The organism is Micromonospora peucetia (assembly GCF_900091625.1).
GTDB lineage: Bacteria > Actinomycetota > Actinomycetes > Mycobacteriales > Micromonosporaceae > Micromonospora > Micromonospora peucetia.
On sequence record NZ_FMIC01000002.1, the window covers coordinates 593,486 to 609,075 of the forward strand.

The window sequence follows — 15,590 nt, forward strand, 5'->3', positions numbered from 1 at the left end:
GCGACCGCGACCCGCGCCCATCCTGCCCAGCCCGCGCGCCGGGAAGCCTCAGTCCTCGGCTAGCCGCCGACCCGCGTCCCGGCACGCGGCGAGCACCGCGCGCGCGTACTGCCCGGTGGTGTTGGCGAGGCCGCAGGCCGGGGTCACCACGACCTGCTCGGCGAGCTGCCGGCGGGGGAACCCGAGGCGGTCCCAGAGCTGTCGTACCCGGTCGGCGACCTGCGCCGAGGTCGGCGCGCGACCGGCGGTCGACGGCCCGGTGGGCACGGCGCCGGCCAGCAGCCCGAGCCCGGCGTCGATCACCTCGCCCAGCGGGTCCAGGTCGGTGACGAAGCCGAGGTCGAGGGCCACGCCGACGGCACCGGTCGAGTGGATCAGCTCCAGCGGCACGTCCGGGGCGCAGCAGTGCACCACGGTCGGCACGCCGGCCGCCTCGACGACCGTGCGCAGCAGCGACGCGGCGTCGCCCGGCTCCACGGCCCGGTACGCGCCGAGCCCGCTCTCGGTGGGCACCCGCCCGGCGAGGACCGTCGGCAGCGACGGCTCGTCGAGCTGGAGCAGCACGGTGGCGTGCGGCAGCCGACGGGCGACCGCCGCGACGTGCCCGCGCAAACCTTCGGCGAGCGAGCCGGTGAGGTCCCGGACCGCGCCGGGATCGCGCAGCATCCGGCCGCCGATCGGCAGCTCCAGGGAGGCGGCCAGGGTCAACGGGCCACCGGCCTGGATCTTGACCGGCCCCGCATACTCCTCGGCCTGCTCGGCGAGCTGGTCGAGGTCGCGTTCCATCAGGTCGCGGGCGCGGCGCAGGTCCCGTCCGGGGCGTGGAGCGACCCGCCAACGGGCGGCGTACAACTCGACCGGCAGCTCGACCAGCAGACCGGCGGTCCGGCCGATCAGGTCGGCGCCGGGGCCCCGGGCCGGCAGCTCCGGCAGGTGGGGCAGCGCGGGAAGCTCACCGAGGACGATCCGCTGCGCCTCGGCGATGTCGGTGCCGGGAAGCGAACCGATGCCGGTCGCCGCGCCGGCCGGCCACGGCCACACCTGATCTGTCACGGCCGAAGACTATCCGGTACGCGGAGGCCCGACGCCCGACGGCAGTCAGCCGGTGATGGTGGCGGAGCCGAGCACGACGTCGCCGGCCGGATCCGGCCGGTACGCGACGATCGCCTGGCCGGCGGCGACCCCCCGGACCGGGCGGCGCAGCTCGGCGCGCAGACCCTCGGCGGTCAGCTCGACCGCCGCCGGCACCACGTCCCCGTGCGCCCGCAGCTGCACCTCGCACTCCAGCGGCACGTCGGGGCGCGGGCCGCCCGTCCACACCGGCCGCTCGGCGCGCACCCGGGAAACCTCCAGCGCCTCGGCCGGACCCACCGTCACGGTGTTGGTCTTCGGCGTGATGGAGAGCACGTAGCGCGGCCGGCCGTCCGGCGCCGGACGGTCCAGGTGCAGGCCGCGCCGCTGCCCGACCGTGTACGCGTACGCGCCGCCGTGGCTGCCCACGACGGCGCCGGTGGCGGCGTCCACCACGTCGCCGGGAGCCTCGCCCAGTTGCCGGGCGAGGAAGCCGCGGGTGTCCCCGTCGGCGATGAAGCAGATGTCGTGCGAGTCCGGCTTGTCGGCCACCGCCAGCCCACGCCGGGCTGCCTCCTCGCGGACCTGCGCCTTCGTCGAGTCGCCGAGCGGGAAGACCGACCGGTCCAACTGCTCGCGGGTGAGCACCGCCAGCACGTACGACTGGTCCTTGGGCAGGTCGACGCTGCGACGCAGCAGGCCGTCCGCGCCGAGCCGGGCGTGATGGCCGGTGACCACGGCGTCGAAGCCCAGGGCCACGGCCCGGTCCAGCACCGCGGCGAACTTGATCTTCTCGTTGCAGCGCAGGCAGGGATTGGGCGTACGACCGGCCGCGTACTCCGCGACGAAGTCGTCCACCACGTCGGAGTGGAAGCGGTCGGCCATGTCCCACACGTAGAACGGGATGCCGATGACGTCGGCGGCCCGCCGGGCGTCCCGGGAGTCCTCCAGCGTGCAGCACCCACGCGCGCCGGTGCGGTACGTCTGCGGGTTGCGGGCCAGCGCCAGGTGCACGCCGGTCACGTCGTGTCCCGCCTCCACGGCTCGCGCCGCCGCGACCGCCGAGTCGACCCCACCCGACATCGCCGCCAACACCCTCACCGGCCCACCCCCTTCACCCACCGACCCTATCCCCGCCTCCACCCACCCGCCCCACCCCACTCCACCCCCACGCTCCCGCCCTCCCCTACCCCCGCCCGCCCCCACGCCCCGCCGCGCCGCCGCGCCGCCACGCCGTCACGCCGTCACGCCGTCACGCCCCCCGCCGCGCGATCTTGCACTTACGGCCCCGGCAAAAGGTGCAAAATACACAAACGAGGGGCAGGAAGTGCAAGATCGCGAGGCAGCACGCGCAGGGCAGCACGCGCAGGGCGGGACGCGCGACGGGAGGCGCGCGGGGGGCGGGGCGGGGGGTCAGCGGGGGGTGCGGAGGGCGGCGGCGCGGCGGGCGCGTTCGACGGCGGTCGGGAGGGCGGCGATGAGGGCGTCGACGTCGGCGGGGGTGCTGGTGTGGCCGAGGGTGAAGCGCAGTGAGGAGCGGGCGCGGTCGTCGTCGGCACCCATGGCGATAAGTACGTGTGAGGGCTGGGCCACGCCGGCGGAACAGGCCGAGCCGGTCGAGCAGGCGATCCCCTGGGCGTCCAGCAGGAGCAGCAGGGCGTCGCCCTCGCAGCCGGGGAAGGAGAAGTGTGCGTTGCCCGGCAGCCGGTCGGTCGGGTCGCCGTTGAAGACGACCTCGGGCACCGCGCACCGTACCCGCTCGACCAGGTCGTCGCGGAGCGCGGCGATCCTGGCCGCGTACTCCTGCTGGCCCTTGACCGCCGCCTCGACGGCGACCGCGAAGGCCACGATGCCGGCGGTGTCGAGGGTGCCGGAACGCACGTCGCGCTCCTGGCCGCCGCCGTGCAGCAGCGGGGTGGCCGACACGTCGCGGGCGAGCAGCAGGGCGCCCACCCCGGCGGGCCCGCCGAGCTTGTGCCCGGTGACGGTCAGCGCGGCGACCCCGCTGGCGGAGAAGTCGACCGGGACCTGCCCGACGGCCTGGATCGCGTCGGTGTGGAACAGCACCCCGTACTCGGCGGCGACCGCGGCCAGGGCGGCGACCGGCTGCACGGTGCCGACCTCGTTGTTGGCCCACATCGCGGTCACCACCGCGACCTGGCCCTCGTGTGCGGCCAGCTCGGCGCGCAGCTCGTCCGGACTGAGGCGACCGGTGGCGTCGACGGAGAGCCAGCCCACCCCGGCCCCCTCGTGGTCGGCCAGCCAGTCCACCGCGTCGAGCACCGCGTGGTGCTCGACGGCGCTGGAGACGACCCGGTCCCGCCGGGGGTCGGCGGAGCGGCGGGCCCAGAAGATGCCCTTCACCGCGAGGTTGTCGCTCTCGGTCCCCCCGCCGGTGAAGACGACCTCGGAGGGCCGGGCGCCCAGCGCGGCGGCCACCCGTTCCCGCGACTCCTCCACCCACCGCCGGGCACGGCGGCCCGCCGCGTGCAGTGAGGACGCGTTGCCGACCTCACGGGCGGTGGCGACGTACGCCTCCAGTGCCGCGTCGAGCATCGGAGTGGTCGCCGCGTGATCCAGGTATGCCATCACGGTTCAGCCTACGACCGCCGCCAGACCCGTCGGCGGTCGGAGTCGGCCCGTCCGGAGCGGGACGGGAGGCGGTCCGCTCCCGCCCCGGCCGCGCGCCCGCGCCGAACCGGGAATCCGGTCACGCCGGCACATGGCGATTCTCCCCGCCGTCCCGGGGTACTACGAGGTCTGGCTCATCAACTGTCGACGTTTCCACCGCGTCGTACGGCAACAACACCGCCCACTCCGGCGAGAGCCTGCTGGGGGCACCCTGACGGGCTGATCGGCGGGCCGGCTCAGCTCCCCGGCCCGCCGATCAGCTCCCATCGCCGGCCCGGCCGCCGGCCCGCCGAGCCTCGCCTGCCTGCCCGGCCGAACGGCTCAGCCCAGCCTGCGGCCGAACCTGCCGAACCGCTTGTCGAGCGCGACGATGGCGGAGACCACGACGGCGATGCCCAGGATCCGCAGCCAGGTCTGCCCGCCGATGGGTGCCGTACGGAACAGGTCGTTCATCACCGGCAGGTAGGTCAGGGCGAGCTGGCTGAGGGCCTGCACCAGCACCCCGACGATCAGCCAGCGGTTGCTGAACAGGCCCAGGCGCCACGGCGAGCGGGTCAGCGAGCGGCAGCTGAACAGGTAGAACGCCATCACGGTGACGAAGAGGTTCACCGCGGCGGTCCGCGCCTGTGCCAGGTCGGCCCCGCCGGAGAGCTCCCACTCGAACAGCCACCAGGCGCCCACCACCAGCAGCGCCGAGACGAGCAGGACCCGGACCACCAGCGCGACGGTAAGCAGGGACTGACCGGGGTCGCGGGGCGGCCGGTCCATGATCCCGGGCTCCTTCGGCTCGAAGGCGAGGGTCAGGCCGAGGAACACCGCCGTGGTCATGTTGATCCAGAGGATCTGGCTCGGCAGGATCGGCAGCGCCGAGCCGAGCACGATCGCGACGAGGATGACCAGTCCCTCCGCCGCGTTGGTGGGCAGCGTCCAGGTGATGAACTTGGTCAGGTTGGCGAAGACGCCACGCCCCTCCGCGACGGCCGACTCGATGGTGGCGAAGTCGTCGTCGGTGAGCACGACGTCGGCGGCCTCCTTGGCCACCTCGGTGCCGCTGCGCCCCATGGCCACCCCGATGTTGGCCTGGCGCAACGCGGGGGCGTCGTTGACCCCGTCGCCGGTCATCGCGACCACCTGGCCGTCGGCCTGCAACGCCTCCACCAGCCGCAGCTTCTGCTCGGGTGAGACCCGGGCGAACACCGACGCCTGCCGTACCACCGCGGGCAGTTCCTCGGCGGGCAACGCCATCAGGTCGGCGCCGGTCAGCACGTCGCCCGGGCCGGGTGCGGCACGCAGCAGCCCGAGGCGACGCGCGATGGAACTGGCGGTCGCCAGGTGGTCCCCGGTGATCATCTTCACCTCGATCCCCGCGCGGTGGCAGGACTCGACGGCCGCCGCGGCGGCGGCCCGGGGCGGGTCGAGCATCGCGTGCAGCCCGGTGAAGACCAGGTTGCCGGCCAGTTCCTCCTCCACGAGCGCGTCCGTCGGGCCGACTGGCCGCATCGCCGTGGCGAGCACCCGCAGCCCCTCGGCGGCCAGCTCGTGGGCGGCGGCCAGCACAGCCGGGGCGTCGAGCGGCCCCGTCGAGCCGTCCGAACGCAACGTCGACGAGGACCACTCGACCAGCCGCTCCACCGCCCCCTTGACGAGCACCACCCGCCCGCCGTCGGGCCGGTCGTGCAGGGTCGCCATGAACTGCCGCTCCGAGGTGAACGGGACGGCGGCCACCCGAGGCAGCTCCGCGGCGACCTCGTACGCGTGCAGCCCCACCTTGGCGCCGGCCACCAGCATCGCCCCCTCGGTGGGGTCCCCCAGCACCGCCCAGCGGCCGTCCTGCTCGTCCAGCCGGGCGTCGTTGCACGCCACACCGGCCAGTAGCGACCAGCGCAGCGCGCCCTCCCCGGTCGGGGCCGGGCCGCCCGCGCAGTCCCGGATCTCGCCGGTCGGGGCGTAACCGGCCCCGCTGACCTCGTAGCGGCCCTGCGGCGTCCAGAGCACCTGCACCGTCATCTGGTTCTCGGTGAGGGTGCCGGTCTTGTCGGTGCAGATCACCGTGGTGCTGCCCAGGGTCTCCACCGCCGGCAGCCGCCGGATCACCGCCCGGCGGCGGGCCATCCGGGACACGCCGATCGCCAGGGTGATCGTCACGGCGGCGGGCAGCCCCTCGGGGATCGCGCCCACTGCCAGCGCCACGGCGGCGGTGAACGTCTCCCCGGCGTCCTGCCCCCGCACCACGCCGATGGCGAAGGTCACCGCGGCGAGGAACAGGATCGCCACGGTGAGCAGCCGGCTGAACTTGGCGAGCTTCACCGTCAGCGGCGTGTCCAGCACCTGCGCGCCGCCGACCAGGCGGTGGATCCGGCCCAGTTCCGTCTCCGCCCCGGTGGCCACCGCGACGCCGACCGCCGTGCCGCCGGTGAGCAGGGTGCCGGAGTAGAGCAGGTTGCGGCGGTCGGCCACCGGCGTCTCGACCGGCACGACCAGCTCGTCCTTGCGTACGGGCAGCGACTCGCCGGTCAGCGCCGACTCGTCGGCGCGCAGCTCGGCGGCACGGACCAGCCGCAGGTCGGCGGGCACCTTCTCGCCCGCCTCCATGAGCACCAGGTCCCCGGGGACCACGACGTCCGACGGCACCTGACGCTGCCGGCCGGCGCGCACCACCCGAGCCTGCGTACGCACCATCGCCCGCAGCGCGTCGAGGGCCGCCTCGGCCCTGGACTCCTGGAGGAAGCCGACGACGGCGTTGACGAGCACCACCCCGAAGATCACTGCCGAGTCGACGTACTCGGCGAGCAGCAGGGTGACCACGCCGGCGGCGACCAGCACGTAGATCAGCGGGTTGTGGAACTGCCGCAGCAGGCGGCGCAGGGCCCCGCCCCCGGCAGCGGTGGGCAGCACGTTGGGCCCGTACCGCGTCAGCCGGGCCGCTGCCTCCTCGTCGGTCAGCCCGTGCTCGGTGTCGGCCCCGAGCAACAGCACGACCTCGTGTACGGCGAGCGCGTGGTGATCGCCCTCGGGGTTCTCCGGCATCGGCACACTCCTGTTCCGCACGGGACGACCGCGCTCGGATGCCCCGGGAGAGCGCCTTCATCGTCGCAGGTAGACGCGGGTCCCCGGGCCGTTCCGGGCGGCGCCCCGGAGACGGCGGGGGCCGGGAACCGTGTCGCGGTTCCCGGCCCCCGATCGGACGAAGGTCAGCTCACTTGCGCTTGCGGATCTCGTCTGCGGCCTGCGGGACGATCTTGAACAGGTCGCCCACCACACCGAAGTCGGCCAACTCGAAGATCGGCGCCTCACCGTCCTTGTTGACCGCCACGATGGTCTTCGAGGTCTGCATACCGGCCCGGTGCTGAATCGCACCCGAAATACCCAGCGCCACATAGAGCTGCGGAGACACCGTCTTACCGGTCTGACCCACCTGGAACTGGTGCGGGTAGTAACCCGAGTCCACCGCAGCACGCGACGCGCCGACCGCACCGCCCAGCAGGTCCGCCAACTCCTCGACCAGCTTGAAGTTGTCGGCGTTACCCACACCCCGACCACCCGAGACGACCACACCCGCCTCGGTCAACTCCGGACGGGAACCCTTCTGCTCCGCAACCCGCTCGACGACCCTGGCCAACTTGTCGGAGTCCGTGACCGCGACGGTCAACTGCTCAACAACCGGGCTGGCCGCCACCGGGATCGGGTTGACCGAGTTCGGCCGGACAGTCACCAACGGCAGACCACGGCTGACCTTGGACTTGACGATCGCAGAACCGGCAAACGCCACCTGGGTGGCGATGCCATCGGCACCCAGACCGACCACGTCAGTCAGGATGCCGTTGTCCAACTTGACGGCCAGCCGGGCGGCGATCTCCTTGCCCTCCTGCGACGACGCCAACAACACGGCAGCCGGCTGCACCCGCGAGACCAACCCGGCCAGCACAGTCGCCTTCGGGGCCACCAGATAGCCGTCAATCTCCTCACTCTCGGCCGCGTAGATCTTCTCCGCACCGTACTCACCCAGCCTGGCGCTCAACGCCTCGGCGGCGCCGGGACCACCGAGCACAACCGCACTCGGGGCGCCCAACTCACGGGCGAGAGTGAGCATCTCCAGGGTGACCTTCTTGACGCCGAACTCACGAGTGGCTTCGACAACGACGAGAACCTCAGACATGTCCAGACCCCTCACACAAACTTCTCGGTAGCGAGGAACTCGACCAGCTTCACGCCGCCATCGCCCTCATCGGTGACCTTCGCCCCACCGGAACGCGGCGGACGCCTGGTGTGCTCCAACACCGCACTCGTCGCACCCTCGAAACCCACCTCGGCCGCAGCCACACCCAGGTCAGCCAGGGACAACGTCTGCACCGGCTTCTTCTTCGCCGCCATGATGCCCTTGAACGACGGGTAACGCGGCTCGTTGATGGTGTCCCACACGGAGACCACAGCAGGGGCGGTAGCGGTGACCACCTCGTAGCCCTCCTCCGTCTGCCGCTCCACCGTCAACGTCGAACCATCGACCGTCAGCTTGCGGGCACCGGTCAACGCCGCAACACCCAACCGCTCGGCGACCATGTGCGGAATGACCTGCACCCGACCGTCGGTCGACTCCGTGCCACACAACACCAGATCGGCGTTGAGCTGACCGAGCGCAGCAGCCAGCACCTTCGACGTCGCCACCGCACACGACCCGTGCAGGGCATCGTCCAACACGTGCACGGCCTTGTCCGGACCCATCGAGAGCGCCTTACGGATCGACTCGGTCGCCCGCTCCGGACCCATCGTCAGAACGGTCACCTCACCCCCGTGCGCCTCCTTGATCTTCAACGCCTCCTCGATGGCGTACTCATCCATCTCGTTGATGACGTTGCTCGCCGAACCGCGGTCGACAGTGTTGTCGTCACTACGCAGGCTGCGGTCCGCGCCCGAATCAGGCACCTGCTTGACGAGTACGACGATGTTCATCGCGCTTCGACGACCCTCCTGTTGGTGTTGCGATCGCTCGCCCGGTCTGGGGCGCAGCCTCGCGCGTCCGTTGACGCCGGTCAACCGCGCGGTGCTGTGCAGTTGCCCACGACGCAATGTTACCTGCCAGTAGCATCCGACTCCGGCGACCTCAGGGTGACACAGGTCACCGAGGCCCCCATGGGCGGGTAATCTGACGAATCAGGAGGTGTACGAAATGCCAGAAAACGCCACCATCGGCGGTCACGACGTCCCGCTGCACCTCTGCCGCCGGACGCGACCCGAGGCGTACCGGTGCGCCTGCGGCCGGGTCCGCGACCGGTGCGTCCGGGCCACCGTCCGGGCGCTCTGGGCGCCGTCACGGTTCACGCCGGCTGATCCAACGCACCCCTGATCCGCTCGATGGCCGCCGCCTCGGCCGGGGTCACGCCCCGGTGCGCGCCGGCCACCCGCTCGGCCGCGGACAGCACCACCTCGCGGTAGCCCGCCACGTCCCCCGGCGACTTCTCGCGCAGGATCTCCACGGCCCGGCCCAGCGCCGGCAGCACCACCGACTCGATCTCCAGCGCCGAGTCCCGGGGCAGCTTCGGCAGCGGACCGCTGGTCAGCGCCTCCTTCACCACCCCGCTGCTGTCGGCCATCGCACCGGAGGCGGCGAAGCTCTCCCGGAACAGGGCGAGCATCCCCGGGTCCGCGTTGGCCACCAGGAAGACCGCCCCGAACGCGCCCGTCTTGAGGGTCAGCCGCTCCTCGGCCGTCAACCGCTGTTCCATGATCACGGAGTGTAGACGTACGGGGTGGTGGTCGTGACCGGGACGAGACCGAGCCGCTCCAGGATCGGCCGGCTGTCGTCGGACGCGTCGACCTGGAGCAGCGCCAGGCCGCGCTGGGCCGCCAGCCGGGCCCGATGGGTCACCAGCGCCCGGTAGATCCCCCGGCGACGCCAGGGCTCGAGCGTCGAACCGCCCCACAGCGTGGCGAACCCAGTCCCCGGCACGTAGCGCACCCAACCCGCGCTCACCACCTCGTCGCCCGCCTCGGCCACCACCACCGTGATCGACTGCGGGTCGGCCGCGATCTCCTTCTCCAGACCGGGAGCCAGGTGGCTGCGGTCGGCGTTCCAGACCGCCTCCTCCATCGCCACGATCCGGTCCAGGTCCGCGCGGGCGGTCACCTCACGCAGGCGTACGCCCTCGGGGACGACCGGGAGCGCGGCGGCGAGCGGCGCGACCGGCCCGATCACCACGGTCTCCCGCTCCTCCGGCACGAATCCCGCCACGCGCAGCCGGTCCGGCAGGTCCGCCGGCTCGTCGTGGCCGTGCAGCTTCCACTCCACCGGCTCGCCACGCCCCCGGAACAACTCCACCTGCCGGGAGATCAACTCGTCCAGCGCCGCGCCGGTCAACCCGTCGAGGTCGCGGTAGGTGAGGAAGCCGCCGCGGTCGAGGCCGAGAACGCGGATCAGCGGGCCGTCCCGTTCCACCGTCACCCCGTCCGGCAACGGGTCGGGCGCCAGCGCCCGCAACTGGTTGTCGTACGTGTTTCGCAGCGTCGTCACGTCAAGATCCGTCACCGCTCCAGGCTACGGCCGGACGGAAACGGATAATAGCCACGTGTGGCAGGCGATCAGGCGATGGTTCGACCCGCGCGAAATGCGCTCGGTCGGCAGCACTCCCGACTACCGATTCTCGCTGGCCAACGAGCGGACCTTCCTGGCCTGGCTGCGCACCGGACTGGCGCTGGTCGCCGGCGGACTGGCCGCCGCGCAGTTCCTGCCGCCGCTGCCGCTGGCACACCTGCGCGAGGTGATCGCCATCGCACTGCTGCTGCTCGGCGGCACGGTCGCCGTCCGGGCAGTCGACCACTGGGCGCGTACGGAACGGGCCATCCGGCTCGGCGAGGAGCTGCCCGCCTCCCGCTTCCCGGCGGTGCTCGCCCTCGTCGTCGGCCTCGGCGCGCTGCTGCTGGTGGCGGCCGTGCTGGCCCGGGCGGTCGGCGGCGGCCCGTGAGCCGCGCAGCGGAGCCGCCGGCACCGGACCGTCCGACGCGCGACCCCGGGCTGCAACCCGAGCGGACCCGGCTGGCCTGGCGGCGTACGGCGCTCGCGCTCACCGTGATCATGGTGCTGACCGTGCGGCTCGCGCTCACCGGCCCACCCGTTGGCGGGGCGGCCGGCGAGGCGTTCGGCTCGCTGGTCGCCGGGGTCGCCGTGCTGGGCTGGGGCGCGGCGCTGACGGTCTGCTGGCGGCGGGCCACCGGCACCGGACCGGCCCCCGGCTACGGGCGGTCGCTGCCCCTGGTCGCCCTCGCCACCGCCGGTCTCGCGCTGCTCGGCACCCTTCTGGCGGCGCGCGGGCTGGGTTGACGGGAGCCGGTGCCATGATTGACGCATGGCCCGGCTCTATGTCCTCCTCTTCGTCGTGCAGATCGTCCTCGCCGTCTGCGCGCTGATCAGCTGCCTCTCCGCCGAGGAGGGCGAGATCAAAGCCCTGCCCCGGATCGCCTGGGTGCTGATCATCCTGTTCTTCCCGCTGCTCGGCTCCCTCGCCTGGTTCGCCGCGGGGCGTGAGCGCACCCCTGCCGGGCCTGCCGGCGGGGCGCCGAAGGGCCGGATCCTGCCGGCCCGGGAGCGGCCCCGCCCGGTCGCCCCCGACGACGATCCCGAGTTTCTCCGCTCGCTCGGCGAACGCTCCCGGCAGGACGACCAGGAGCTGTTCAGCCGCTGGGAGGAGGACCTGCGCCGCCGCGAGGACGAGATGCGCCGGCGCGACGGCGAGCCGCCGCGCGAGGAGGACCGCCCCGAGGGGTCCACCCCGGGCACCTGAGCCCGCCGCCGTCGCCGGACTCCCGGCGACGGCGGTCGGACCGAATCAGGCCAGGTTCGACGAGCGGGGGTACGCGTCGGCCGGGTCGGTGAGCACGTTGACCAGGTACGGCACGCCGGCGTCGAACGCCCGCCCCAGGGCCGGCCCGAGGTCGGCGGCCTTCGCCACCGTCTCGCCGGCCCCGCCCAGGGCGCCGACCACCTGGTCGTAGCGCAGCTCCGGCTGGAGGTCGGCGGCGACGTCGTAGCCGTACATGGCCCGCATCGGGTGCTTCTCCAGGCCCCAGATGCCGTTGTTGCCGACCACGATCACCACCGGCAGCTTCTGCCGGGCGAGGGACTCCACGTCCATCAGCGAGAAGCCGGCCGCGCCGTCGCCCATCAGGACGCAGATCTGCCGGTCGGGGTGGCTGACCCTGGCCCCCATCGCGTAGCCCATGCCGGTGCCCAGGCAGCCGTACGGGCCGGGGTCGAGCCAGGTGCCGGGCTGCGCGGGCTCCAGGTAGCGGCCGGCGTACGAGACGAAGTCGCCGCCGTCGCCGATGGTGATGGCGTCCGGGGCCAGCACCCTGCGCAGCTCGCCGTAGACCCGGGCGGGCCGGATCGGGTCCGTCTCGGCGGACATCTCCTCGGCGTCGCGGGCCTTCGCGGCATCCTCGGCGGTACGCAGGTCGGCGATCCAGTCGCCGTGGTCGGCCCGGTCGCCGGGGTGGTCGGCCAGCGCGGTGAGAATCAGCCGGAGGTCACCGGCGGGGGCGGCGGCCGGCTGGACGTGCCCGGCCCGCTGGCTGGGCGCGTCGACGATGTGCACCACCTGGGCGTCGCCGAAGTCACCGAAGCTGAGCCGGAAATCCAGCGGAGTGCCGATCACCACGACCACGTCGGCGCCCCTCAGCGCCGCCCGGCGGGCCTTGGCGAAGGCGAGCGGGTGCTCCGGCGGCAACGCGCCCCGGCCCATGCCGTTGGTGAAGACCGGCACCTGGAGCGACTCGGCGGCAGCCCGCAGGGCGGCGACCGCGTCCCCGGCGTACACGTCGGAGCCGGCGATGATCACCGGGCGGCGGGCGGCGGCGATCAGGCCGGCCGCCTTCGTCACCTCGTCGGGGTCGGGCTCGACCGGCGCGATTCCCGGCAGCGCGGGCAGCTCGGCGTCGGAGACCGAGAAGACCGCCTCCAGGGGGAAGTCGAGGAAGACCGGGCCCCGGTGCGGGGTGAGCGCGGCGGTCAGCGCCGCGGTCACCGCGCGCGGAATGTCGTCGGGGCTGAACACCGTCTCGGCGTGCTTGGTGACCGGGGCGACCAGCGGCAGGTGGTCCATCTCCTGGAGGCTGCCCGAGCCCCAGCGGAACTGCGGTGCCCGGCCGCCCAGCACCAACACCGGCGAGGCGTTGAAGTATGCGCTGGTCAGCCCCGAGATGCCGTTGGTGACGCCGGGGCCGGCGGTGAGCACGGCGAGGCCGGGACGACGTTGGAGCTTCGCCACCGCCTCGGCGGCGAAGACCGCCGACTGCTCGTGCCGCACGTCGTAGATCGGGAAGTCGGTCTTGTGCGCGGCGTCGTAGAGCGGGAAGACGTGCCCGCCGGAGAGGGTGAACATCTCCCGCACCCCGAACGCGCGCAACGCCGCGAGCGCGAGCTCCCCGCCGTGACCTTCGATCCGCTCCGTCATCGCCGCTTTCCCTTCGTCCGCATGACCGGAGTCACACGCTACTCACCGGTATTCGGAATGTGAACAGCTCTCGGCTCGACGCCTGGGCCGGCGGGTCGCCCCGCCGGCCCGGGCCGGATCAGCGGCCGGTGAAGTCCGGCTTGCGCTTCGCCACGAACGCCGCCATGCCCTCGCGCCGGTCGTCGGTGGCGAACAGCGCCGCGAAGAGCTGGCTCTCCCAGGCCAGGCCGGAGTTCAGGTCCATGTCCAGGCCGCCGTCGACCGCGAGCTTCGCGGCACGCAGGGCCTGCACCGGGCCGTTGAGGTACGGGCGGACCAGTTCGACCGCGGTGTCGTAGACCTCGGCCGCCGGGGCGATCCGGTCGGCCAGGCCGATCCGCAGAGCCTCCTGGGCGTCGACCATCCGGCCGGACATGATCAGGTCCTTGGCGCGGGCCGGGCCCACCAGTCGGGCCAGCCGCTGGGTGCCGCCCGCGCCGGGGATGATGCCGAGCTTGATCTCCGGCTGGCCGAGCTTGGCGTCCTCGGCCACCACCCGCCAGTCGCACGCCAGCGCCAGCTCGCAGCCGCCGCCGAGGGCGTAGCCGGTGATCGCGGCGACGACCGGCTTGGGGATCCGGGCGATCGCGCCGAGCGCGCTGGACAGGTCGGCCGCCCGGTCCGCCATGTCCACGTAGGACATGTCGGCCATCTCCTTGATGTCCGCGCCGGCCGCGAAGACCCTCTCCCCGCCGTACACGATGACGGCGCGGACGCCCGGGTCGGCGGTGGCCGTCGCGGCGGCGGCGCGCAACTCCTCCTGCACCTGGGTGTTCAGGGCGTTCATCGGCGGCCGTTCCAACCGGATGGTGCCGATGCCGTCCTTGGTCTCCAACCGCACGAACTCGCCCACGCTGGCCCTCACTTCCTCGTCGAAGTCGCGTGCCAACCTTACGACCCGGATCGTTGGGGTAAGTACTGTGGTCTCAGGCCCGCCACCGGGAGCATCGCCATGATCACGTATTACGACGACAGGTCCGTGCAGGTCACCTCGACAGCCGTCCGGGTGGACGGCCGGACCTTCCGGCTGGCCGAGATCAGCATGGTCTGGCACCAACGCGGCAGCCGGTCCTGGCGGGTGCTCGCCGGGCGCGGCGCGATCGGCGCGGCGCTCGCCGGCCCCCTGGTGACCGCCACCCTCGGCGTCGCGCTCGCGCTCTGGCTGGACCGCTCCCTCACCGTCACCATCGCCATCGTCGGCGCCTCGGTGCTGATCGGGCTCGCGGTCGGACCGGTCGCCGACTTCCTCTTCGAGCACCTCGACCGCTCGTACACCCGAGGCAGCCGGCAGTTGGAGATCTGGGCCCGCTGGCGGGGCCAGCCGGTGCTGTTGCTGTGCACCCGCGACGCGCTGCGCTTCGGCCAGATCTACCGGGCGGTGCAGCGGGCCGTCGAGGCCAGCCAGCCGGCGTCGCCCCGCCGCCGCTGACGGTCGGCCTCGACGAGGCGACCCGCACCGCCCCACGCCGTTCCTGGCCACCACCCACGTCGTTGTTGGACACCGCGTTGGCGGACGAGGCAGCCGTGGTCGGCGCTGACCACCCCGGCCGTCGTCGGGGGCCTGGGCGACGCGGGCCTGATGGGGGCGCGCCGGGCAAGGCGACCTGCCGCCCACGCTGTCGAGCTGCCCCGTTGATGGGGCAGGCCCGCCGGTTCGCACGCCCCGAAGCGGTCCCATGAACGGGGCAGCTCGACAGCGCGGCAGCAGCAACACCCCACCTCGCGCCCTATCGAGCTGATGTCGTGAACGACTCACCCGGCGCAAGCGGGCCCGGGGACGCCAGCGATGTCGTAAACGATTCAGCTCGACAGCGGGCCACCGGTCATCCCCTCGCCAGCGGACGAGGCGCGGTCACCGGCGGGCAACTGCCCACGAATGGCTAGGCTTAGTGATGACCATCTATTACCGGGACGACGCGGTGCAGGTGACCTCGGAGTCGATCCGGGTGGGCGGCCACGCCGTGGCGATCACCGACGTGACGTACGTCTGGCACGCGCAGGGGCCGAAGACACTGGCGGTACGGGGGCGGGTGCTGGGCCGCGGCCTCCTGGTCCTGCTCCTCTCACTGCCGCCGCTGGTCGCGGTGGTCTGCGTGCTCTCGCTGGCCTGGTCCGCGCAGGACCGGGGCGAGTGGCAGCTGGCGCTGATCATCGTCGCCGCGTGCGTGGTCGGCGCGCTGGCCCTGACCCCCTTCCTGGAGATCCCGCTCGGCTGGCTCGACCGCTCCTACGAACGGGGCAGCAAGGTGCACGAGCTCTGGGTCCAGCACCACGGCCGCGAGGTGCTGCTGCTGCGTACGCCGGACGCGCTGCGGTTCGGCCAGATCTACCGGGCGGTGCAGCGCGCGGTCGAGCAGCACACGGACTCCTGACCTCGGGGCCCGCCGCTCTGTCCGGCGGTCCGTGCGC

General features: G+C 73.1%; 15 protein-coding genes. 5 read left to right on the forward strand and 10 right to left on the reverse strand.

Annotated features, from left to right (window positions below; all coding sequences use genetic code 11):
* Window positions 1-48 precede the first annotated feature (48 nt).
* From GA0070608_RS03135 to GA0070608_RS03170, 8 genes are all read right to left on the reverse strand, one after another.
* Window positions 49-1,053: a methionine synthase gene (locus GA0070608_RS03135; protein WP_091621286.1), complete on the reverse strand. Its 1,005-nt coding sequence runs from the start codon at window positions 1,051-1,053 to the stop codon at window positions 49-51.
* A 45-nt stretch (window positions 1,054-1,098) separates the two neighbouring features.
* Window positions 1,099-2,172 carry a tRNA 2-thiouridine(34) synthase MnmA gene (gene mnmA, locus GA0070608_RS03140; protein WP_091621289.1) on the reverse strand — a complete coding sequence of 358 codons (1,074 nt, stop codon included), beginning with the start codon at window positions 2,170-2,172 and terminating at the stop codon, window positions 1,099-1,101.
* Window positions 2,173-2,484: 312 nt separating this feature from the next.
* Entirely contained in the window at window positions 2,485-3,660 is a 1,176-nt protein-coding gene (locus GA0070608_RS03145; protein ID WP_091621292.1) for a cysteine desulfurase family protein, read from the reverse strand.
* Window positions 3,661-4,023: 363 nt separating this feature from the next.
* On the reverse strand, window positions 4,024-6,729 hold the full coding sequence (locus tag GA0070608_RS03150) for an HAD-IC family P-type ATPase (RefSeq protein ID WP_091634175.1): 2,706 nt from the start codon (window positions 6,727-6,729) through the stop codon (window positions 4,024-4,026).
* A 169-nt stretch (window positions 6,730-6,898) separates the two neighbouring features.
* Entirely contained in the window at window positions 6,899-7,858 is a 960-nt protein-coding gene (locus tag GA0070608_RS03155; protein ID WP_091621297.1) for an electron transfer flavoprotein subunit alpha/FixB family protein, read from the reverse strand.
* 11 nt (window positions 7,859-7,869) lie between these two features.
* Window positions 7,870-8,649, reverse strand: a complete 780-nt coding sequence (locus GA0070608_RS03160) for an electron transfer flavoprotein subunit beta/FixA family protein (RefSeq protein WP_091621302.1) — start codon at window positions 8,647-8,649, stop codon at window positions 7,870-7,872.
* Window positions 8,650-9,014: 365 nt separating this feature from the next.
* Window positions 9,015-9,422 carry a hypothetical protein gene (locus GA0070608_RS03165; RefSeq protein WP_411970768.1) on the reverse strand — a complete coding sequence of 136 codons (408 nt, stop codon included), beginning with the start codon at window positions 9,420-9,422 and terminating at the stop codon, window positions 9,015-9,017.
* A gap of 2 nt (window positions 9,423-9,424) precedes the next feature.
* The gene (locus GA0070608_RS03170) at window positions 9,425-10,222 is read right to left on the reverse strand and encodes a GNAT family N-acetyltransferase (protein WP_091621310.1); all 798 of its coding nucleotides are present in this window, start codon (window positions 10,220-10,222) and stop codon (window positions 9,425-9,427) included.
* A gap of 79 nt (window positions 10,223-10,301) precedes the next feature.
* Between GA0070608_RS03170 and GA0070608_RS03175 the strand changes: the two genes are divergently transcribed.
* From GA0070608_RS03175 to GA0070608_RS03185, 3 genes are read left to right on the forward strand one after another with little or no spacing between them, the layout of a single operon-like run.
* Window positions 10,302-10,658: a YidH family protein gene (locus tag GA0070608_RS03175; protein ID WP_411970808.1), complete on the forward strand. Its 357-nt coding sequence runs from the start codon at window positions 10,302-10,304 to the stop codon at window positions 10,656-10,658.
* Entirely contained in the window at window positions 10,655-11,014 is a 360-nt protein-coding gene (locus tag GA0070608_RS03180; protein WP_091621318.1) for a DUF202 domain-containing protein, read from the forward strand. The genes GA0070608_RS03175 and GA0070608_RS03180 overlap by 4 nt, the downstream gene beginning before the upstream one ends.
* 25 nt (window positions 11,015-11,039) lie before the next feature.
* Window positions 11,040-11,474, forward strand: a complete 435-nt coding sequence (locus GA0070608_RS03185; RefSeq protein WP_091621321.1) for a PLD nuclease N-terminal domain-containing protein — start codon at window positions 11,040-11,042, stop codon at window positions 11,472-11,474.
* 45 nt (window positions 11,475-11,519) lie between these two features.
* On the opposite strand, the gene GA0070608_RS03190 is transcribed toward GA0070608_RS03185, so the two are convergent.
* Window positions 11,520-13,142, reverse strand: a complete 1,623-nt coding sequence (locus tag GA0070608_RS03190) for an acetolactate synthase (protein WP_091621324.1) — start codon at window positions 13,140-13,142, stop codon at window positions 11,520-11,522.
* Window positions 13,143-13,260: 118 nt separating this feature from the next.
* Complete coding sequence (locus GA0070608_RS03195) at window positions 13,261-14,034, reverse strand: enoyl-CoA hydratase-related protein (protein ID WP_091621328.1); 774 nt, start codon at window positions 14,032-14,034, stop codon at window positions 13,261-13,263.
* A gap of 99 nt (window positions 14,035-14,133) precedes the next feature.
* Here GA0070608_RS03195 and GA0070608_RS03200 point away from each other — a divergent pair, with 99 nt between their 5' ends.
* Both GA0070608_RS03200 and GA0070608_RS03205 read left to right on the forward strand, forming a co-directional pair.
* On the forward strand, window positions 14,134-14,610 hold the full coding sequence (locus tag GA0070608_RS03200) for a DUF6232 family protein (protein WP_091621332.1): 477 nt from the start codon (window positions 14,134-14,136) through the stop codon (window positions 14,608-14,610).
* Between the two features lie 463 nt (window positions 14,611-15,073).
* A complete protein-coding gene (locus GA0070608_RS03205; RefSeq protein WP_091621337.1) occupies window positions 15,074-15,553 on the forward strand; it encodes a DUF6232 family protein in 480 nt (159 codons plus the stop codon).
* The last annotated feature ends 37 nt before the right edge of the window (window positions 15,554-15,590 follow it).

Excerpts from the sequence above, each read along its gene's own strand:
- GA0070608_RS03145 (WP_091621292.1), bottom strand. The coding sequence starts at position 3,660 with ATGGCATACCTGGATCACGCGGCGACCACTCCGATGCTCGACGCGGCA.
- GA0070608_RS03150 (WP_091634175.1), bottom strand. The coding sequence starts at position 6,729 with ATGCCGGAGAACCCCGAGGGCGATCACCACGCGCTCGCCGTACACGAG.
- GA0070608_RS03155 (WP_091621297.1), bottom strand. The coding sequence starts at position 7,858 with ATGTCTGAGGTTCTCGTCGTTGTCGAAGCCACTCGTGAGTTCGGCGTC.
- GA0070608_RS03160 (WP_091621302.1), bottom strand. The coding sequence starts at position 8,649 with ATGAACATCGTCGTACTCGTCAAGCAGGTGCCTGATTCGGGCGCGGAC.
- GA0070608_RS03165 (WP_411970768.1), bottom strand. The coding sequence starts at position 9,422 with ATGGAACAGCGGTTGACGGCCGAGGAGCGGCTGACCCTCAAGACGGGC.
- GA0070608_RS03175 (WP_411970808.1), top strand. The coding sequence starts at position 10,302 with ATGCGCTCGGTCGGCAGCACTCCCGACTACCGATTCTCGCTGGCCAAC.
- GA0070608_RS03185 (WP_091621321.1), top strand. The coding sequence starts at position 11,040 with ATGGCCCGGCTCTATGTCCTCCTCTTCGTCGTGCAGATCGTCCTCGCC.
- GA0070608_RS03190 (WP_091621324.1), bottom strand. The coding sequence starts at position 13,142 with ATGACGGAGCGGATCGAAGGTCACGGCGGGGAGCTCGCGCTCGCGGCG.
- GA0070608_RS03200 (WP_091621332.1), top strand. The coding sequence starts at position 14,134 with ATGATCACGTATTACGACGACAGGTCCGTGCAGGTCACCTCGACAGCC.
- GA0070608_RS03205 (WP_091621337.1), top strand. The coding sequence starts at position 15,074 with ATGACCATCTATTACCGGGACGACGCGGTGCAGGTGACCTCGGAGTCG.